Annotated in this window: 14 protein-coding genes; 5 read left to right on the plus strand and 9 right to left on the minus strand. The window is 70.9% G+C overall.

Going from position 1 to position 16,824, the window contains the following annotated elements; genetic code table 11:
• Window positions 1–159: 159 nt before the first annotated feature.
• The 3 genes from ACF08B_RS14955 to ACF08B_RS14965 all read right to left on the minus strand — a co-directional run bounded on the left by ACF08B_RS14955 (window position 160) and on the right by ACF08B_RS14965 (window position 3,644).
• On the minus strand, window positions 160–2,103 hold the full coding sequence (locus ACF08B_RS14955) for a protease pro-enzyme activation domain-containing protein (protein ID WP_392317733.1): 1,944 nt from the start codon (window positions 2,101–2,103) through the stop codon (window positions 160–162).
• A 234-nt stretch (window positions 2,104–2,337) separates the two neighbouring features.
• On the minus strand, window positions 2,338–2,970 hold the full coding sequence (locus tag ACF08B_RS14960; RefSeq protein ID WP_392317734.1) for a DUF305 domain-containing protein: 633 nt from the start codon (window positions 2,968–2,970) through the stop codon (window positions 2,338–2,340).
• A complete protein-coding gene (locus tag ACF08B_RS14965; RefSeq protein WP_093478130.1) occupies window positions 2,967–3,644 on the minus strand; it encodes a DUF3105 domain-containing protein in 678 nt (225 codons plus the stop codon). Before ACF08B_RS14965 ends, ACF08B_RS14960 begins: the two co-directional genes overlap by 4 nt.
• A gap of 164 nt (window positions 3,645–3,808) precedes the next feature.
• On the opposite strand from ACF08B_RS14965, the gene ACF08B_RS14970 reads away from it, so the two are divergent.
• Window positions 3,809–4,249 (plus strand): RrF2 family transcriptional regulator, encoded by a 441-nt coding sequence (locus ACF08B_RS14970; protein ID WP_392317735.1) that lies wholly within the window; start codon window positions 3,809–3,811, stop codon window positions 4,247–4,249.
• Window positions 4,250–4,324: 75 nt separating this feature from the next.
• Here ACF08B_RS14970 and ACF08B_RS14975 read toward each other — a convergent pair whose 3' ends face one another.
• The gene (locus ACF08B_RS14975) at window positions 4,325–5,512 is read right to left on the minus strand and encodes a globin domain-containing protein (protein ID WP_392317736.1); all 1,188 of its coding nucleotides are present in this window, start codon (window positions 5,510–5,512) and stop codon (window positions 4,325–4,327) included.
• Window positions 5,513–5,817: 305 nt separating this feature from the next.
• Here ACF08B_RS14975 and glnA point away from each other — a divergent pair, with 305 nt between their 5' ends.
• The 4 genes from glnA to ACF08B_RS14995 all read left to right on the plus strand — a co-directional run bounded on the left by glnA (window position 5,818) and on the right by ACF08B_RS14995 (window position 12,591).
• Complete coding sequence (gene glnA, locus ACF08B_RS14980) at window positions 5,818–7,179, plus strand: type I glutamate--ammonia ligase (protein ID WP_392317737.1); 1,362 nt, start codon at window positions 5,818–5,820, stop codon at window positions 7,177–7,179.
• A gap of 142 nt (window positions 7,180–7,321) precedes the next feature.
• Window positions 7,322–7,927 (plus strand): DinB family protein, encoded by a 606-nt coding sequence (locus tag ACF08B_RS14985; RefSeq protein WP_392317738.1) that lies wholly within the window; start codon window positions 7,322–7,324, stop codon window positions 7,925–7,927.
• A gap of 90 nt (window positions 7,928–8,017) precedes the next feature.
• Entirely contained in the window at window positions 8,018–10,819 is a 2,802-nt protein-coding gene (locus ACF08B_RS14990; protein WP_392317739.1) for a SpoIIE family protein phosphatase, read from the plus strand.
• Window positions 10,820–11,043: 224 nt separating this feature from the next.
• Window positions 11,044–12,591 carry an MFS transporter gene (locus ACF08B_RS14995; protein ID WP_392317740.1) on the plus strand — a complete coding sequence of 516 codons (1,548 nt, stop codon included), beginning with the start codon at window positions 11,044–11,046 and terminating at the stop codon, window positions 12,589–12,591.
• On the opposite strand, the gene ACF08B_RS15000 is transcribed toward ACF08B_RS14995, so the two are convergent.
• From ACF08B_RS15000 to ACF08B_RS15020, 5 genes are all read right to left on the minus strand, one after another.
• Window positions 12,521–12,958 carry a hypothetical protein gene (locus ACF08B_RS15000; protein WP_093478145.1) on the minus strand — a complete coding sequence of 146 codons (438 nt, stop codon included), beginning with the start codon at window positions 12,956–12,958 and terminating at the stop codon, window positions 12,521–12,523. The two genes, ACF08B_RS14995 and ACF08B_RS15000, sit on opposite strands and share 71 nt — an antisense overlap.
• Window positions 12,959–12,988: 30 nt before the next feature.
• Window positions 12,989–13,441, minus strand: a complete 453-nt coding sequence (locus ACF08B_RS15005; RefSeq protein ID WP_392317741.1) for an SHOCT domain-containing protein — start codon at window positions 13,439–13,441, stop codon at window positions 12,989–12,991.
• 124 nt (window positions 13,442–13,565) lie between these two features.
• The gene (locus tag ACF08B_RS15010; protein WP_392317742.1) at window positions 13,566–14,585 is read right to left on the minus strand and encodes a TolB family protein; all 1,020 of its coding nucleotides are present in this window, start codon (window positions 14,583–14,585) and stop codon (window positions 13,566–13,568) included.
• Window positions 14,582–15,865, minus strand: a complete 1,284-nt coding sequence (locus ACF08B_RS15015) for an MFS transporter (protein WP_392317743.1) — start codon at window positions 15,863–15,865, stop codon at window positions 14,582–14,584. Before ACF08B_RS15015 ends, ACF08B_RS15010 begins: the two co-directional genes overlap by 4 nt.
• Before the next feature lies 1 nt (window position 15,866).
• Window positions 15,867–16,754 carry an alkaline phosphatase family protein gene (locus tag ACF08B_RS15020; protein ID WP_392317744.1) on the minus strand — a complete coding sequence of 296 codons (888 nt, stop codon included), beginning with the start codon at window positions 16,752–16,754 and terminating at the stop codon, window positions 15,867–15,869.
• Between the last annotated feature and the right edge of the window lie 70 nt (window positions 16,755–16,824).

Raw genomic sequence — 16,824 nt, forward strand, 5'->3', positions numbered from 1 at the left:
GCGGGCGGGTCCCGCCCCCACTCCTCCGCCGCCCCCGGGGGGGGGGGGCCCCCCCCCCGGGGGGGGGCCGGGGGGGGGGGGGGGCGGGGCCCCGGGGGGGGGGGGGGGGCCCCCCCCCCCCCCCGCCCCTCGGCCGATCCGCTCAGCCGATCCGCGGAATCAGTGCTTGCGGTACGACTGCACGTAGCCGTTCGCGGGCGAGCCCACGCCGGTCACGTCGTCGTAGCCCTTCACCGCGGACAGCGAGCTGTCCTTGCCCAGGCTGCGGACCGAGGTCAGCAGGCCGTCGGCGGCGTCGAAGCCGTTGGCGAAGTCCACACGGGCGACCGCCAGGCCGGAGCCCGTCGGGTTGTCCGTGACGTCGTGGAAGACGCCCTTCTTGCCGTACTTGGCGTAGATCGCCGGGTTGGCGAAGCCGAGCGCCTTGCCGCCGCGCGCCTCCTGGGCGAGTGCCTGGACCGCCGCGATGACCGGAGCGGCCAGCGAAGTGCCGCCGATGCGGTACTGGCTGTACTTCTCCGAGCCGTCGGGGAAGGTCTGGGTCTGGCCCACCAGGAAGCCGGTGTTCGGGTCGGCGATGGCCGCGATGTCCGGCACGACGCGGTTGCCGGCGGCGTTGTTGGCCGTGGCCAGCGCCTTCGACACGACGTTCTTCTGGTAGTACGGCTGCGGCACGGTCTTGCTGGTGCCGCCGCCCGCGCCCGAGGTGTAGGCGCCGGGGAAGCCGTCCCAGCTCTTGCCGTCGGCCGACAGGGTCGCCTTCTCGGTGCCCCAGCCGGTCTCCCACTGGTACTTGTCGCCCTTGCCGACGGCCAGCGAGGTGCCGCCGACCGCGGTCACCCACGCCGAGTTGGCCGGGGTGTCGACCTGCTTCGTACCGGTGTTGGCGACCTCGTCGCCGTTGTCGCCGGAGGAGAAGTAGAAGCCGATGCCCTGGACCGCGCCCAGCTGGAAGACCTGGTCGTACGCGGCGGCCAGGTCCGGCGTCTGGTTGGCCTCGATGTCGCCCCAGGAGTTGGAGACGATGTCGGCCAGGTGGTTGTCGACGATCTTGCTGAGCGAGTCCAGCAGGTCGTCGTCGTAGCAGGACGCGGCGCCCACGTAGGTGACGTCGGCGTTCGGCGCGACCGCGTGCACGGCCTCGACGTCGAGGGTCTCCTCGCCGTACCAGCCGGCCGCCCCGCACTCCTCGGTCTTCGTGTAGTTCTTCGGCAGCACCTGGTGCAGCTGACCGGTCTTCCAGGCCGCGTCACCGTTCTTCTGCGCGTACTTGCCCGCGTCGAAGGCGATGGTCGGCGAGGCGTAGGCGTCCGTGATGGCGACACGGACGTGCTTGCCGGTGTAGGTGCCCGCGCCGTAGGCGGCGCGCAGCTGCTTGCCGGTGTAGCCCTTGATCGCGTACGGGATCTTGTGGCCGTACGCGTCCGGCAGCGTGCTCGCGGTGTTCGAGCCGTAGTACGAGGAGAACGGCCCGGCGTTCTTGAACACGGCGTCCGGCGGCGGCAGCTGGTCGTGGTGGGACGACTTGTGCGGGGCGTTGTCCAGGCCGGTGACGGTCAGGACGGCGCCACGGAGGCCGGCCGGCACGGACGCGGTCTGCGCGGGGGCGCGGTAGGTCTTCGAGCCCTTGGCGAAGTTGTGCAGCTGGGTGCCGAACGCCTTCTCGGCGGCGGCGACGTCACCGGAGACGGTGACGTAGTGCGCGGTGACCTCGGTGATCTCCAGGCCGGAGGACTTCAGCCAGGACTTGACCGCGCTCACCTGGGCCTTGGTGGCCCCGAAACGGGACTCGGCCTTCTTGGCGCTCAGGAACTTGCCGTAGAGCGGCGAGCTCGGGTCGGACACGGCCTTGGCGTAGGCGGCGAGTCCGGCCGCGTCCTTGCCGGCCAGGTAGACCCGGGCCTTGACCTGGGCGCTGTTCGACGCCGCGCCCTTGTCCGCCTTGGCCGTCGCCCAGAGCGGCCTGGAACCCTTCAGTACGTCACGTGCGGGGCTGTCCGCGGCCTGTGCCGCGGGTATGCCCAGCGCCAGCGCACCGGCGATCATGGGCAGTGTCGCTGCCATGCTCACACCGGCGCGCACCTTGGCGCGGTTGGATCTCATAGAACCCCCTGCGATGCGGTTCGCATGCATGTAGTGGCTGGAACGTCGAGCTCCCGCGCGCCGGCCCGCGGCGGTATCGGCCGGCGAATGGATCACACGACGGTGGCCACTCTGGCGATGAACCGTTCATGCCAGGGGAACGTGAAGGTCAAGAGAAGCTCAAGTGCCCGTCACTTGGGGTGGATTGCGCCGTTCGTCCCTCACGGTTGGATAACGGAACGGCCTGCCGTCTGTTCACGAACGCGGTCGCGCCCCGCGCTCCTCGAGCATCCCCGCCATCACCTGGAGCTCCGACTGCTGCGCGTCCACCATGCCCTGCGCGAGCCTCTTCTCCACACCGACGGTGCACTTGGCGACGCATCCCTCGGCCATGTGGATGCCGCCCTTGTGATGGTCCGTCATCAGCTGGAGGTAGAGGACCTCGGCCTGCTTCCCCCTGAGCGACCCGAGCTTCTTCAGCTCGGAGTTGGTCGCCATGCCCGGCATCAGCGCGCCGTCCTTGCCGGCGGCCATGTCACCCATGCCCATCCAGGTCATCGGGGGGTCGGCCGACACCTTCGGCAGCCCCCACAGGTCCAGCCAGCCCAGCAGCATGCCGCGCTGGTTGGCCTGGGTCTGCGCGATGTCGTAGGCGAGCCGCCGGACGTCCTCGTCGCCGGTGCGGTCCCGCACGATGTACGACATCTCGACGGCCTGCTGGTGGTGGACGGCCATGTCCCGGGCGAACCCGGCGTCGGCGGAGTCCGCCGCCGGCGTCTTCGGGTCCGAACCGCCGGTGTCCTCCGCGACCGCGTACGTGATCGCGCCCGCGGCGACGAGCACCGCCGCCGCGGCCCCCGCCACCCAGCCGATGTACCGCCGGCTCATTTCATGGCCCCGCCGGTGCACGAGGCGCCCGGTTCGGGTGTCTGCTGCCCCTGCACATAGGCGGCGAAGAACTTGTCCACCTCGGGATCGCTCGCGCTCTTCACGGTCACCTGGTGGCCCCACGCCGACAGGATCAGCGGCGCGTCCTGGTTCGCGTACGGGCTCATCAGCGAGTAGGGCGTCTTCTTCACCTTCGCCGCGAGCGCGTCGACGTCCGCCTTCTTCGCCTTCGCCGTGTACGTCACCCAGACCGCGCCGTGCTCCAGCGCGTGCACGGCGTTCTCGTCCCGCACCGGCTCGGTGTAGACGTCACCGTTGCAGTTGAGCCAGACCGGGTTGTGGTTGCCGCCCACCGGCGGGTGCATGGGGTACGACACCTTGGTGGTCACGTGCGTCCGCGCCAGCTTCCCGGACCACGCCCGCACCCCGTCCTTGCCGGTGGTGAAGTGCCCGGAGTCGCCCGAGTTCTTGGCGTCGCCGCTCGCCACCGAGTCCTTCTTGTCGGACTGCTTGTTCACGAGCACCACACCGCCGACCACGAGACCGGCGACGACGACCACGCTCGCGGCGATGGTGAGCACCCGGTTGCGGCGCTCCCGGGCACGCTCGGCGCGCCGCATGTCCTCGATGCGCGCCTTGCGCGCCGCGGTGCTGCTGTTCTTGGCGGAACCCATGAGGCGAGTCCTTCTGGGGGAAAGGGCGGATAGAAGGGGTCGGGCCCGCTGATCGTAGTGCGCGGGAGTGGCGCTTCCGTAGAGAGGGCACGGAATCCTTCGACGGGGAAGGGGGCGGCCCGCGGAAATTTGAATCGGGGATGCGCATTATTTACCCTCGCGGTATGCGGCTGCTGCGCTCCACCGATCTCGCCCTGCGCGTCCTGATGCGACTCGCCGTCGCCACCGCCGGCACGCCGACCACCCGTCAGGTCGCGGCGGACATGGACGTGCCCTACACGCACGCCGCCAAGGTCGTCGCCGAGCTCCAGCACCTCGGCCTGGTCGACGCCCGCCGCGGCCGGGGTGGCGGCCTCAGCCTCACGGAGCGGGGCCGTACGGCGTCCGTCGGCACAGTGGTCCGCACCTTCGAGGGCGAGGGTGACGTCGTCGAGTGCGAGGGCGCGACCCCCTGCCCCCTGATCTCCGGCTGCCGGCTGCGCGGTGCCCTGCGGCGTGCCCAGGAGGCGTTCTTCGCGACGCTGGACCCGATCACGGTCTCCGAGATCGTCGCCGACCCGACCGGCCCGCTGCTGCTGGGCATCGCCCGGGGCCCGGGCGCCTGACCGCCGGCCGCCCCCTTCCTCCCTCGCGGTGCGCGGTCGCCCGCGAGCCACGGCACCGGCCGTGGGCTGCCGGGCCTAGCCCTGGTGGGCCAGCCACAGGTCGGGGCCGAAGACCTCGTAGTGGATGTCGGCGGGGGCCACACCCTTCTCGATCAGCCCGGACCGTACGGCGCGCATGAACGGGAGCGGACCGCACAGGTACGCGCGCGTACCGGGCCGTACGGCGATGCCGGCCAGGTCGACCAGGCCGGAGCGGTGGTCCGGCCCGGCGTCCCGCTCGTAGAAGAAGTGGGCGCAGGCGTCCGGCAGCTTGGCGGTGTACGTCTCGTGGTCGGCGCGCAGGGCGTGGTCGGCGGGGGAGCGGTCGCCGTGCAGGACGGTGACCGGGCCCTGGTGGCCGACGGCGGCGAGGTCGGCCAGCATCGCGACCATCGGGGTCACGCCGATGCCCGCCGAGGCGAGCAGCAGCGGGGTGTCCGCACCGGCGTCCAGGACGAGGTCGCCGTACGGCTCGGAGAGTTCGAGGACATCACCGGGGCGCACGCGCGCGTGGAGGTGGTTCGAGACCTCGCCCTCCGGGGCCGTACCGCCGTGCACACGCTTGACGCTGAACTGGCGCACCGCCTCGCCCGGGGCCCCGGACAGGCTGTACTGCCGTATCTGCCGGGCCCCGTCGGCCAGCGTGACGCCGACGGAGACGTACTGCCCGGCGCGGAAGTCGGCCACCGGGCCGCCGTCCACCGGGCGCACCCGGAAGCTGACGACGTCCGCGGTCTCCTCGATCCGGTCGACGACCTCCCACTCCCGCGGGCCACGGCTGCCGCTCTCCTCGTACAGCCGCTTCTCGACGGCGATGAGGGCGTTCGCCATCAGCCAGTAGACCTCGTCCCAGGCGGCCGCGACCTCGGGCGTGACGGCCTCGCCGAGGACCTCGGCGATGGCGGCGAAGAGGTGCTGGTGGACGACGTCGTACTGCTCGGGGGAGACGCCGAGCGAGGCGTGCTTGTGGGCGATCCGGCCCAGCATGGCGTCCGGCCGCTGGTCCGGGTGCTCCAGAAGGTGCGTGGCGAAGGCGGCGATGGAGCCCGCGAGCGCCTGCTTCTGCGCGCCGGAGGCCTGGTTGCCCCGGTTGAACAGGTTTCGCAGCAGTTCGGGGTGGGCCGCGAAGAGCTTGGCGTAGAAGCGCTCGGTGATCTCGCCGATGGCGGCGCCGACGGCGGGGAGGGTGGCGCGGACGGTGGCCGCGGACTGCTCGGAGAGCATCGGGACTCCTCAGTACTCGACTGATCGCACGCTATGAAAACTTGCATCTGAGATGCAAATTAAAACGGCGTGGCGTGCCTCACTCCGCGACGCGGATCGGTCATGACGGATGCCGGGGCGAGCAGGCAAGATGGGCGAGAGGGCAGTACACCTGCCGTACGAGAGGCGTTCAGCCCGGAGTCGCTTCGGCGATCAAGGTCCGCAACGCGCATGAAATGGTGTTGTGGTGGGATGCTCAGGTGCCCGACCGCCTCCCGCGGCACCGGGAACCGGCGGCCTGACCAGCAAGGATGGGGAAGCGGAAGATGGACAAGCAGCAGGAGTTCGTGCTCCGGACCTTGGAGGAGCGCGACATCCGGTTCGTACGCCTGTGGTTCACGGACGTGCTGGGCTTCCTGAAGTCCGTGGCCGTGGCCCCCGCCGAGCTGGAACAGGCCTTCGACGAGGGCATCGGCTTCGACGGCTCGGCCATCGAGGGCTTCGCCCGGGTCTACGAGTCGGACATGATCGCCAAGCCGGACCCCTCCACCTTCCAGGTCCTGCCGTGGCGCGCGGAGACCCCCGGCACCGCCCGCATGTTCTGCGACATCCTCATGCCGGACGGCTCGCCCTCCTTCGCCGACCCGCGCTACGTCCTCAAGCGCGCCCTCGCCCGGACCTCGGACCTCGGCTTCACCTTCTACACCCACCCCGAGATCGAGTTCTTCCTGCTGAAGGACCGCCCCCTCGACGGCTCCCGCCCCATCCCCGCCGACAACTCCGGGTACTTCGACCACACCCCGACCAACGTCGGCATGGACTTCCGCCGCCAGGCGATCACCATGCTGGAGTCGATGGGCATCTCGGTGGAGTTCTCCCACCACGAGGGCGCGCCGGGCCAGCAGGAGATCGATCTGCGCTACGCCGACGCCCTGTCGACCGCGGACAACATCATGACGTTCCGCCTGGTCATGAAGCAGGTCGCGCTGGAGCAGGGCGTGCACGCCACCTTCATGCCGAAGCCGTTCTCCGAGCACCCCGGCAGCGGCATGCACACCCATCTGTCCCTCTTCGAGGGCGACCGCAACGCGTTCTACGAGTCCGGTGCGGAGTACCAGCTCTCCAAGGTCGGCCGCTCCTTCATCGCCGGCCTGCTCCGGCACGCCGCCGAGATCTCCGCCGTGACCAACCAGTGGGTCAACTCCTACAAGCGCATCTGGGGCGGCTCCGAGCGCACGGCGGGCGCCGGCGGCGAGGCCCCGTCCTACATCTGCTGGGGCCACAACAACCGCTCGGCCCTGGTCCGCGTGCCCATGTACAAGCCCGGCAAGACCGGCTCCGCCCGGGTCGAGGTCCGCTCCCTGGACTCCGGCACGAACCCGTACCTGGCCTACGCCCTTCTGCTGGCCGCCGGCCTGAAGGGCATCGAGGAGGGCTACGAGCTCCCGCCGGGCGCCGAGGACGACGTCTGGGCCCTCTCCAACGCCGAACGGCGCGCCATGGGCATCGAGCCCCTCCCGCAGAACCTCGGCGAGGCCCTGACCCTCATGGAGGGCAGCGACCTGGTCGCCGAGACCCTCGGCGAACACGTCTTCGACTTCTTCCTGCGGAACAAGAAGTCCGAGTGGGAGGAGTACCGGTCCGAGGTGACGGCGTTCGAGCTGCGCAAGAACCTGCCGGTGCTGTAGGGGCGGGCCGGGGCGGCCTCTGCCCGGTCGGCAAGCGTGGCCCGCAGCCGTCCGCCCCGGGACCCGGGTGTTTGCCATGCCTCCAGGGGCCGTCCATGGGACGTCTGTGCGCGCGGAGCAGCCCATGGCAGGCTCATGGCGCATGATCGATGAATTCGCGAAGGACAACCTGCACCGGCGACTGCGGCGGGACCGCAAGGCGCTGCTCTGGAAACTCGACGGCCTGTCCGAATACGACGCCCGCCGGCCTTTGACAGCGACCGGGACCAATCTCCTCGGCCTGGTCAAACACGTGGCCACCGTCGAGGCCAGGTACTTCGGCGAGGTCTTCGACCGCCCTTCCCCGGAACCGCTGCCCCGGTGGGAGGACTCCGACGGCGGCGATCTGTGGGCGACCGAGGACGAGACCCGTGATCAGATCATCGGGTTCTACCGGCGCACGTGGGAACACTCGGACGCGACGATCGACGAGCTTCCCCTCGATGCCCCCGGCCACGTGCCGTGGTGGCCGGAGCCTTGTCCCAACACGAACCTGTTCGCCGTCATGGTCCATGTCCTCGGCGAGTCCATCCGGCATGCCGGGCACGCCGACATCCTGCGCGAGGCCCTCGACGGCCGGACCGGGGTGCGCGCCGAGAACGAGCAGCCGATCGACGAGGAAGCCCGTGCGGCCTACTGCGCGAAGATCGAGCAGGCCGCCAGGTCGGCCGCGCCGATCAAGGCTCAGAGGGTGTCTCACGTGACGTGATGTCCGTGCGGCACGATGCCCTCAGGCAGGCCGTCCGCGGCCTTCCGGGTCCGGGCGTCGGCTTCCTCGCAGCGGTGTTATCAAGGGTGTATGGAAGCATTTTCCGGACGCCCACGGGGTCCGGAACGTCATCCGCCCGTCGGGGGCTCGCACGCACGTCGCGCCTCCCTGCTGGACCTGCGCAGTACGGCCGGTCAGGTGTTCCTTCTCCAGGTCGTGATCGTGGTCCTGCTGGTCGTGGCCGCCGTGGGGGTCATGGTGCTCCAGGCGGCGAACGACGCCCTGCAGCAGGGGCGCAGGGAGTCGATCATCGTGGCGCAGTCGTTCGCGAGTGCTCCTGGCGTGGCCGAGGCGCTGCGGGGCCCGGATCCGACGGCGGTGCTCCAGCCTCGGGCCGAGGAGGCGCGCAAGCGTGCGGGCGTGGACTTCGTCGTCGTCATGAACACGGACGGGATTCGTTACACGTATCCCTACCCGCGGGAGATCGGGAAGAAGTTCGTCGGCACCATCGAACCGGCGCTGAAGGGCCGTACCGTCGTCGAGCAGGCCGGCGGGCCGCCGCTGCCCGCGGGCAAGGGGACGGACGTGCAGGCGGTGGTCCCGGCGACCGACTCGCACGGCAAGGTGGTCGGCCTGGTCTCCGCCGGAATCACGGTCAGGAACGTGGCGGGGCTGTGGCTGCCGGAGGTGCCGATCATCGTGGGCAGCGGCGTGGCCGCGCTGGCGCTGGCCGTGACGGGAACGACGTTCGTGTCCCGGCGGCTGCGGCGGCAGACGTACGGCATGGCCCCGGTGGAGCTGGCGGAGTTGTACAGGCACCACGACGCGGTCCTGCACGCGGTGCGGGAAGGAGTGCTGATCACCGACGCCGACGGACGACTGCTGATGGCCAACGACGAGGCGGCACGGCTGCTCGGACTCCCGGCGGACCCGCGGGGGCGCCCGGTGCAGGAGCTGGGACTGCCGGAGCCGATCACGCGTCTGCTGTCGTCGCCGGAGGCGGTCACCGACGAGGTCCGTCTCGTGGGGGACCGGTTGCTGGCGGTGAACAAGCGGCCGACGTACCCGCAGGCCGACCCGGAGGGCAGCGTGGTGACTCTGCGGGACACCACGGAGCTGGCGGCGGTCTCGGGGCGGGCCGAGGTCGCGCGGGAGCGGCTGAAGCTGCTGTACGAGGCCGGGGTGGGGATCGGGACCACGCTGGATGTGGAGCGTACGGCCCAGGAGCTGGCCGACGTGGCGGTGCCGCAGTTCGCCGACCTCGTGACGGTGGACCTGCTCGAAGCGGTGCTGCGGGGCTGGGAGCCGACGGCGGAGGGCTGGCGGCATCTGCGCCGGGCGGCGATCGGCGGCGACCGGCGGATGGTTCCGGTGTATCCGCGGGGCCAGATGATCTCCTTCTCGCGTCGAACGCCGCAGATGCGGGCGCTGCAGGAGCGACGGGTGACGCTCGAGGCGGACCTGCGGCAGGCACAGGGCTGGCGGGAACAGGATCCGGAGCGCGCCAGGAGGGCCCTGGAGCGCGGGTTGCGTTCGATGGTGGCCGTGCCACTGCGGGCGCGGAACGCAACGCTGGGCGTGGCGAACTTCTACCGGACGGTGGATTCCGCGGCGTTCGAGCCGGACGACCTCACCTTCGCGGAGGAACTGGCCGCGCGGGCGGCGGTGGCCATCGACAACGCCCGGAGGTTCACCCGGGAGCGCGCGATGGCGGTGACGCTGCAGCGCAGCCTGCTGCCGCGGCGGCAGCCGGAGCAGGACGCGCTGGAGGTGGCCTGGCGGTACCTGCCTGCGGAGGCCGGGGTGGGCGGGGACTGGTTCGACATCATCCCGCTTCCGGGCGCTCGCGTGGCTCTGGTGATGGGTGACGTCGTCGGTCACGGGCTGCACGCGGCGGCGACGATGGGCCGGCTGCGCACCGCGGTGCACAACTTCTCCACCCTGGACCTGCCTGTGGACGAGGTGCTCGGGAACCTGGACGACCTGGTCGTCCGCATGGACAACGAGGAGCACACGGACGATGCCAGGGCCGGCCAGGAAGGCGAGGGCGTGACCGGAGCGACCTGCCTCTACGCGGTCTACGACCCGGTGGCGGAGGCCTGCACGATGGCCCGTGCGGGGCATCCGGGACCGGTGGTGGTGCGCCCGGACGGGACGGTCACCTGTCCTGACGTGCCGGCCTCGGCGCCGCTCGGCCTGGGCGGCTACCCCTTCGAGACCGTGGAACTGTCCCTGCCGGAGGGTTCGCAACTGGTGCTGTACACCGACGGCCTCGTGGAGGACCGTACCCACGACATCGACGTCGGGATGGAGCGACTGCGCCGGGCGTTGGGCGAGTCCGGGGGCCGCTCGCCGGAGGAGACGTGTCGAGCGGTGATCGACTCGTTGAAGCCGTCGCCCTCCTCCGACGACATCGCGCTGTTGGCGGCACGTACCCGGAGGTTCCCGCGCTCGCACGTGGCCATGTGGGACGTGCCGCCGGACCCGGCGGTGGTTCCCTCGGTACGGGCGCGCTGCCGGGAGAGGTTGCAGGAGTGGGGGCTGGAGGAGACCGCGTTCGCCACGGAGCTGATCGTCAGCGAGTTGGTGACGAACGCGATCCGGTACGGCTCGCCACCGGTCGGCGTACGGCTGCTCCACGGACGGTGTCTGATCTGCGAGGTGTCGGACGGAAGCGGCACGTCGCCGCGCATGCGGCGGGCGGCGACCACCGACGAGGGCGGACGGGGACTGTTCCTGGTGGCGCAGTTCGCCCAGCGATGGGGGACGCGGTACACCCCTCACGGCAAGGTCATCTGGACGGAGCAGCTTCTCCACGACGGCGCATCCGCCGCCTCGGGCCTCGCCCCGATCGACTTTCTCCTCGACCAGTTCGACGATCCCGGCCTGTGAGCCGCCCCGCTGCCTTCGGTCCTCCACGCAATCAGCCGATCGGATCGTCAGATCGATGTCGGGCATCGATACGTTCGGCAGGAAGGCAGAAGGAGCGGAAGAACCGGAGGTGCGGTATGAGGAGGCCTGTCGATCGCCCGGATGTCATCGGGCGGCACGAGGGCGGCGTCGCCGCCCTCCGGACCCGGGAGCCGGCGCGATGACCGCGTGCGAAGTGCCTCGTCGTGCCTTCTGCGGGTGAGGAGACGGTCAGCCCTCTGTCCTTCAGGGAACTGCAGGCGATCGCTCTCGCCTTCACGATGACGTCGCTCGACCGGACCGTGGTCGTCATCGCTCTCCCGTCCATGGCCCACGACTTGGGATTCGGGCTGGTGGCGGCTCACTGGATCATCAGTGTCTACGTGCTGACCACGGCTGCACTCGTCCTCCTCGGAGGGCGCCTCGGGAGCACGATCGGGCTCATGCGGACCTTTCGCTGCGGGGTGCTGGTGTTCACACTCGCGTCGGTCGCCTGTGCGATGGTGCCGACCGCAGGTACCGCATTCGCGGCCCTGGTCGGCTTCAGGGCTTTGCAGGGGGCCGGCGCGGCCCTGATGTGGCCCGTCGCCATCCCGATGGTGACAGGCGCCTTCGCAAAGGCGAGTCAGGGCCGGGTGGTCGCCCTGTTCTGCGGTGTGTCCCAGTTCGGCGGAGCCCTGGGGCCTGTGGTGGGTGGAGCCGTCACAGGGGCGCTCGGATGGCGTTACGTGTTCTGGCTCAACATCCCGCTCGGTGTCCTCGCCTTCATCCTCACTCTGCGTGGTACTCCCGGTCCACGGCCGACCGGTGAACGGCCGCACCTCACCCAGCTGTTCCTCCTGGTGCCGGGTGTCTGCCTGGTCGTACTGGCGCTTCAGCAGAGTGCGCAATGGGGCCTGGCGTCATGGCGATTCTGTGCGTCGCTGTGTGCCGGCCTGCTGATCACCTGCGTCTTCTGCCGCGCCACTCTGCGGTCCCGCCACCCCCAGGTCAACCTGCGACTTCTCGCCGGGCGACGGTTCGGCGCGGACGTGCTGGTCAACTGCGGCCTGCAACTCGGTCTTTTCGCGGTGTTCGTCAACAGCGCGCTCTACATTCAGGAAGTGCTGCATTTCTCCCCCTTGCGGGCCGGAATCGCACAGATGCCCCTCCTCGTCGGCGTCATCCTGGGGACCCAGGCGGCCGGTCACCTGTTCGACCGCACAGGTAGTGCCAGGGTCCCTGTGCTGTGCGGACTGCTCTGCGCGATCGCGGGGGTGGGGATGTGGATCGCGGCACTGTCCTGCACGTCCTACTTCTGGCACCTGCCGGGCATGGTGCTCTGCGGGCTGGGGGCCGGCACGCAGGCGTCGGTGAAGGCCGACGCCATGAACGGGGTGCCCGCGCTTCGGAGACCCGACGCGTCCGGGCTGCTCGCCGTGACGCAGCAACTCTCCGCCGTGGTGGGCCTCGCGGTCGCCGGGACGGCCACCGCGACGCACGTGCGAGCGGACGCCGGACCGGCCCTCGTCGACACACAGGCCGTGACCGCGGGGTTCCTGGTCTCCCTGGGCTTTCTGGTGGTGACCCTCTGCGGAGCGGCCCTGTACCTGGGCCGGTGCCGCACGCTCACCGGTCGGCGCTGCGCTCGCGGGGCCGGCGGTCACGAACCGTCGGCCCCAGGGGTGCGCCCGTGCCCTTTCGTCAGGGGGTGCGGGGAGCTTCCCGCGGCGGGGTCGTGGTCGCCGGCTGGACCACGCACAGGGCCCAGATGACGACTCCCGCGAAGGCGATCATCAGGGTGGACCAGATGGGGGAGTACGGCAGGGAGAGGAAGTTGGCGATGATGATCAGGCCGGCGATGACGATGCCGGAGATCCGCGCCCACTTCGCCGTCTGGAACAGCCCCATGCTCACCACCACGGCGACGGCGCCCAGGATGAGGGTGACCCAGCCCCAGCCGGTCAGGTCGAAGCGGAAGACGTAGCCGTTCGCCGCGATGAACACGTCGTCCTCGGCGATGCCCATGATGCCGCGGAAGATGTCGATCACCCCGGCGACCATCAGCATGACGGCGCCGAAGAGCATCAGACCGCTGGCCCAGTGCTGCTTCCTGGCCTCTGTGGTGTGTGTCGTGGTCATGTCTTTGCCTCGCTTGCTGTCGTCCGGTGATCAGTGCGGGACGGACGTCGTGGCCGAGCCGGTGCGGTCCGTGCCGTCGTCGCCGCTCAGCACCAGTGCCTTCGCCCTCTGGAACTCCTCCGGGGTGATGTCGCCGCGGTTGCGCAGCTCGGAGAGCTTGGCGAGTTCGTCGGAACTGCTGGGCCGGGCACCGCCCGCCGCCTCCCTGACGTAGGAGTCGAACGCCTTGCGCTGCCGGATCGCCTGCTCCTGCTCCCGGCGGCCCATGTCCTTGCCGCGGGCGAGCAGGTACACGAAGACCCCGAGGAACGGCAGCACGATCACGAACAGGCACCAGCCGGCCTTGCCCCAGCCGCTCATGGAGTCGTCCCGGAAGATGTCGAGGACGACCTTGAACAGCAGGAAGAACCACATGATCCACAGGAAGAACCACAGCATGGTCCCGAGGGCGGCCAGCAGCGGGTAGTCGTAGGCGAGGTTCATCTACGTGGTCCCTTCTTCGCACATCAGGCCGTTGTCCGAGCCCACAGTGCGCCGGTGCGGGACCGCCCGCCTCACACCCCCCGGGTGATTTCCCCCGCTCCCTCGCCGACCCACGGCCGCGCGGCTAGCGCAGGTACGCCGGTGACACCGCCGCCGTGCTGATGCGCCGGGCCCTGCCCGAGCCGTCCGCCGGGACCTCGTAGAGATCCGCGCCGTAGTCCCCGGGCAGCGCGTACACGATCGTGCGGGCGTCCCGCCAGACCGCCTGGTCGTCGACGCTCCTCGGTTCGGCCAGCGGAGTCTCCCGCATCGTGCGCAGGTCGAGGACGTACAGACGCCACGGGGCGTCCTTCGGCAGCCCCGCCACCCGCTTCTTGTAGGCGACCCGCGTGCCGTCGGGGGACAGGGACGGGCACTCCACGTTCGGGTGCAGCGTGGTGACCGTGCGGTGGCGCAGGTCGCCGCGGACCAGGTAGGTGCGCCCCCCGGTGGCCAGCGTCGCGTAGAACGTGCGGTCGTCCGCCGCGAACGTCACGCCCCAGAAGTTGACGTCCGCCGCCCGGTAGGGCCGTCCGTCCTTGACGATCCGGAAGTCCTCCAGCGACGGGACCAGGACGCCGGTGCGGGTGTCCGCGATCGCCGTGCGCGTGGAGAAGTTCGTGCCGGCGTACGAGTCGCCGCCGACGAAGGCCGTCCAGGCGGCGAAGCGGCCGGTGGGGGAGACCCGGGCGCGGGAGGGGATGCCGGGGACGTCGTAGTGGTCCACGGCGCGCAGGCGCGCGTCGAGGATCAGGGCGCGGTAGGTGTCGGACACCGGCCCGTGCACCGCCTGGAGACACACGCCGGTGCCCGAGGCGGCGTAGAAGCGCAGGCACTTGACGCCCGAGGCGGTGCGCGGCGCCGCGGGCTCACCGGCCGGGACGCTCGTCAGCTCGTCCCGGTGCGGTCCCCACGCCATGTTCCGGAACACCATGCGGCCGTGGCCGGTCAGCGCCACCGTGCCGGGTGTGACCCGCGGGCCACCCGCCTGGGTGCGGTCGCGGCGGTCGGCGCGGGCGGAGGCGTGCAGCACGGACGCCAGCCCGACGGCCGCGAGCACGGCGACCGCCGCCGCCAGGATCAGGACGCGGTTGCGTACGGTCATGCGGTCACCGGCTCCTTCGGGCGCAGGGTGAGGGAGAACGCGGCACACGCGGCGAGCGCCACGGCCGCGCCGGCCAGTGCGGTGCGGTCGCCCCACGCCGTCCAGGCCGCGCCGAACAGCAGCGAGCAGGCGAACCGCGCGAGTGCCTGCCCGGTCTGCACCACGGCCAGTCCGGAGGAGCGCAGCGCTTCGGGGACCCCGTCGGAGGCCGCCGCCATCAGCACCCCGTCGGTGGCCGCGTAGAAGCCGCCGTGGAGGGCGAGGACGGCGTACGGCAGGGCCGTGCCGTGCCAGGACGTGAGCAGCAGGCCGTAGGCGAGGAGCAGGGCCCCGTGCCCGGCCAGGAAGACCGTCCACCGGCCCACCCGGTCCGCGAGCCGGCCGAGCGGCACCGCCAGCAGCAGGAAGGCGGCCGCGGTGCCGAGCGGCAGCAGCGCGAACCAGCGGTCGGGCACGCCGAGGCGGCGCTGGAGCAGCAGGTAGACGAAGGAATCGCTGACCGTGGCGAGGCCCAGCAGCAGCGCGCACACGGTGATCCGGCGCAGGTCCCGGCGGCGCAGCAGCCGTACGGCGGCGCGCAGGGTCGGGCGTTCGGCGGGAGCCGCGCCCGACGTGGCCGGGCCTCGTGGTCCGCCGCCGCGCCTGCCGCCCGGCACGAAGAGGACCAGGACCAGGACGCCCAGGACGGCCACGCAGAAGCTGACGGTGAACACCGCGTCGTAGCCGTCCACGGTGGCCCGCAGGACGAGGAACGCCGCCAGCGGGCCGAGCAGCGCACCCGCGGTGTCCATCGCCCGGTGCACGCCGAAGGCCCGGCCGCGGGACTCCGTCGTGCTCGCGAGCGAGATCAGTGCGTCCCGGGGAGCCGTCCGCAGCCCCTTCCCGGTGCGGTCGGCGGCGAGGACCAGCCCGATCGGGGTCAGTGAGTGCGCCACCAGCAGCAGGGGCTTGCAGGCCGCGGAGAGGGCGTACCCGAACCCGGCGACCCACTTGTGCCGGCCGCCGCCCCGGTCGGCGAGGTGCCCGCCGACGAGCCGGACCAGTGCCGAGAAGCCGTTGTAGATGCCGTCCAGCAGTCCGAAGCCCAGCGGGGACAGGCCGAGGCCGGTCACGAGGTACAGCGGCATGACCGCCGTGACCATCTCGGAGGACACGTCGGTGACCAGGCTGACCGTTCCGAGGGCGAGGACGGTGGGCGCGACCGCGGCACGGCGCCGCCCGGCCGGAGGCCGGACGGCACCGTCAGCGGACGCGACGGCGCGGCTGTCCGCTACGTACACGTCAGGACGCCCAGATACCGGTGATGTCCTTGGCGGAGGCAGCGTTGCCCGCGTGCGTACTCAGGCCCTGGGTGTCCTCCAGGGTGCGCAGCAGGTCGTAGTGGTTGTAGGTGGTGGAACTGGACGAGCCCGCGGTGACCGGCTGGCCGTACAGGACCGTCGGGATGCGGTTGCCGCTGAGCCGGTTGTCCTCGTCGAAGGTGACGACGAGCAGGCTGTTGTGGGTCTTGGCCCAGGTCGCGTACGCGCCCAGGTTGTTCTTCAGCCAGGTGTCACCGGAGGACACCGAGCAGTCGTGCATGTCGCTGCACAGGTTGGGGACGACGAACGACACCTGGGGCAGCGTCGAGTAGTCCGTCGGGAACTGGGCGAACGTCTTGGCGCTGGACGTCGGTACGTTGTTGAACCCGAACCAGGGGTTGTGCTTGCGCGCGTACTTGCCACTGCTGCAGGTGGTCGAACCCTGGCTGGGCAGCGTCTCGTTGTAGCTGGCCCAGCTGCGGCCGGCGGCGATCAGCTCGGAGGCCAGGTTCGGCGCGGACGAGAAGCCCGGGGTGTAGCAGCTGTCGTCCGTGATGCCCTGCGTCGAACCGGAGAACAGGGCGAAGTAGTTGGGCTGGCTCGGGTGGGTCTCGGCGTACGCCTGGGACAGGTTGGCGCCGCCCGACTTCAACGAGTTGATGTAGGGCGCGCTGGAGGAACCGATGACCTGGCTGTACGCGTGGTTCTCGAAGACGACGACGACCACGTGGTCCGGACTGGGAACGGTGGTCGCGGCGTGCGCGGACCCGCTGCCGAGACCGGTCCACAGACCTGCCGCGGCCGCGGCGAGGGCCGCCGCGGACGCCACGACGGTGCGGGCACGGCGGTACACGGAACTGCCGGACACATCAACCTCCGGGGTGGGGGGGATACGGGGCTGGCGGTGCGGACAGAGCATGCACACGCCAACATTCCCG

Origin of the sequence: Streptomyces sp. NPDC015139 (assembly GCF_043079785.1) — a bacterium.
GTDB classification, from domain to species: Bacteria; Actinomycetota; Actinomycetes; order Streptomycetales; family Streptomycetaceae; genus Streptomyces; species Streptomyces albidocamelliae.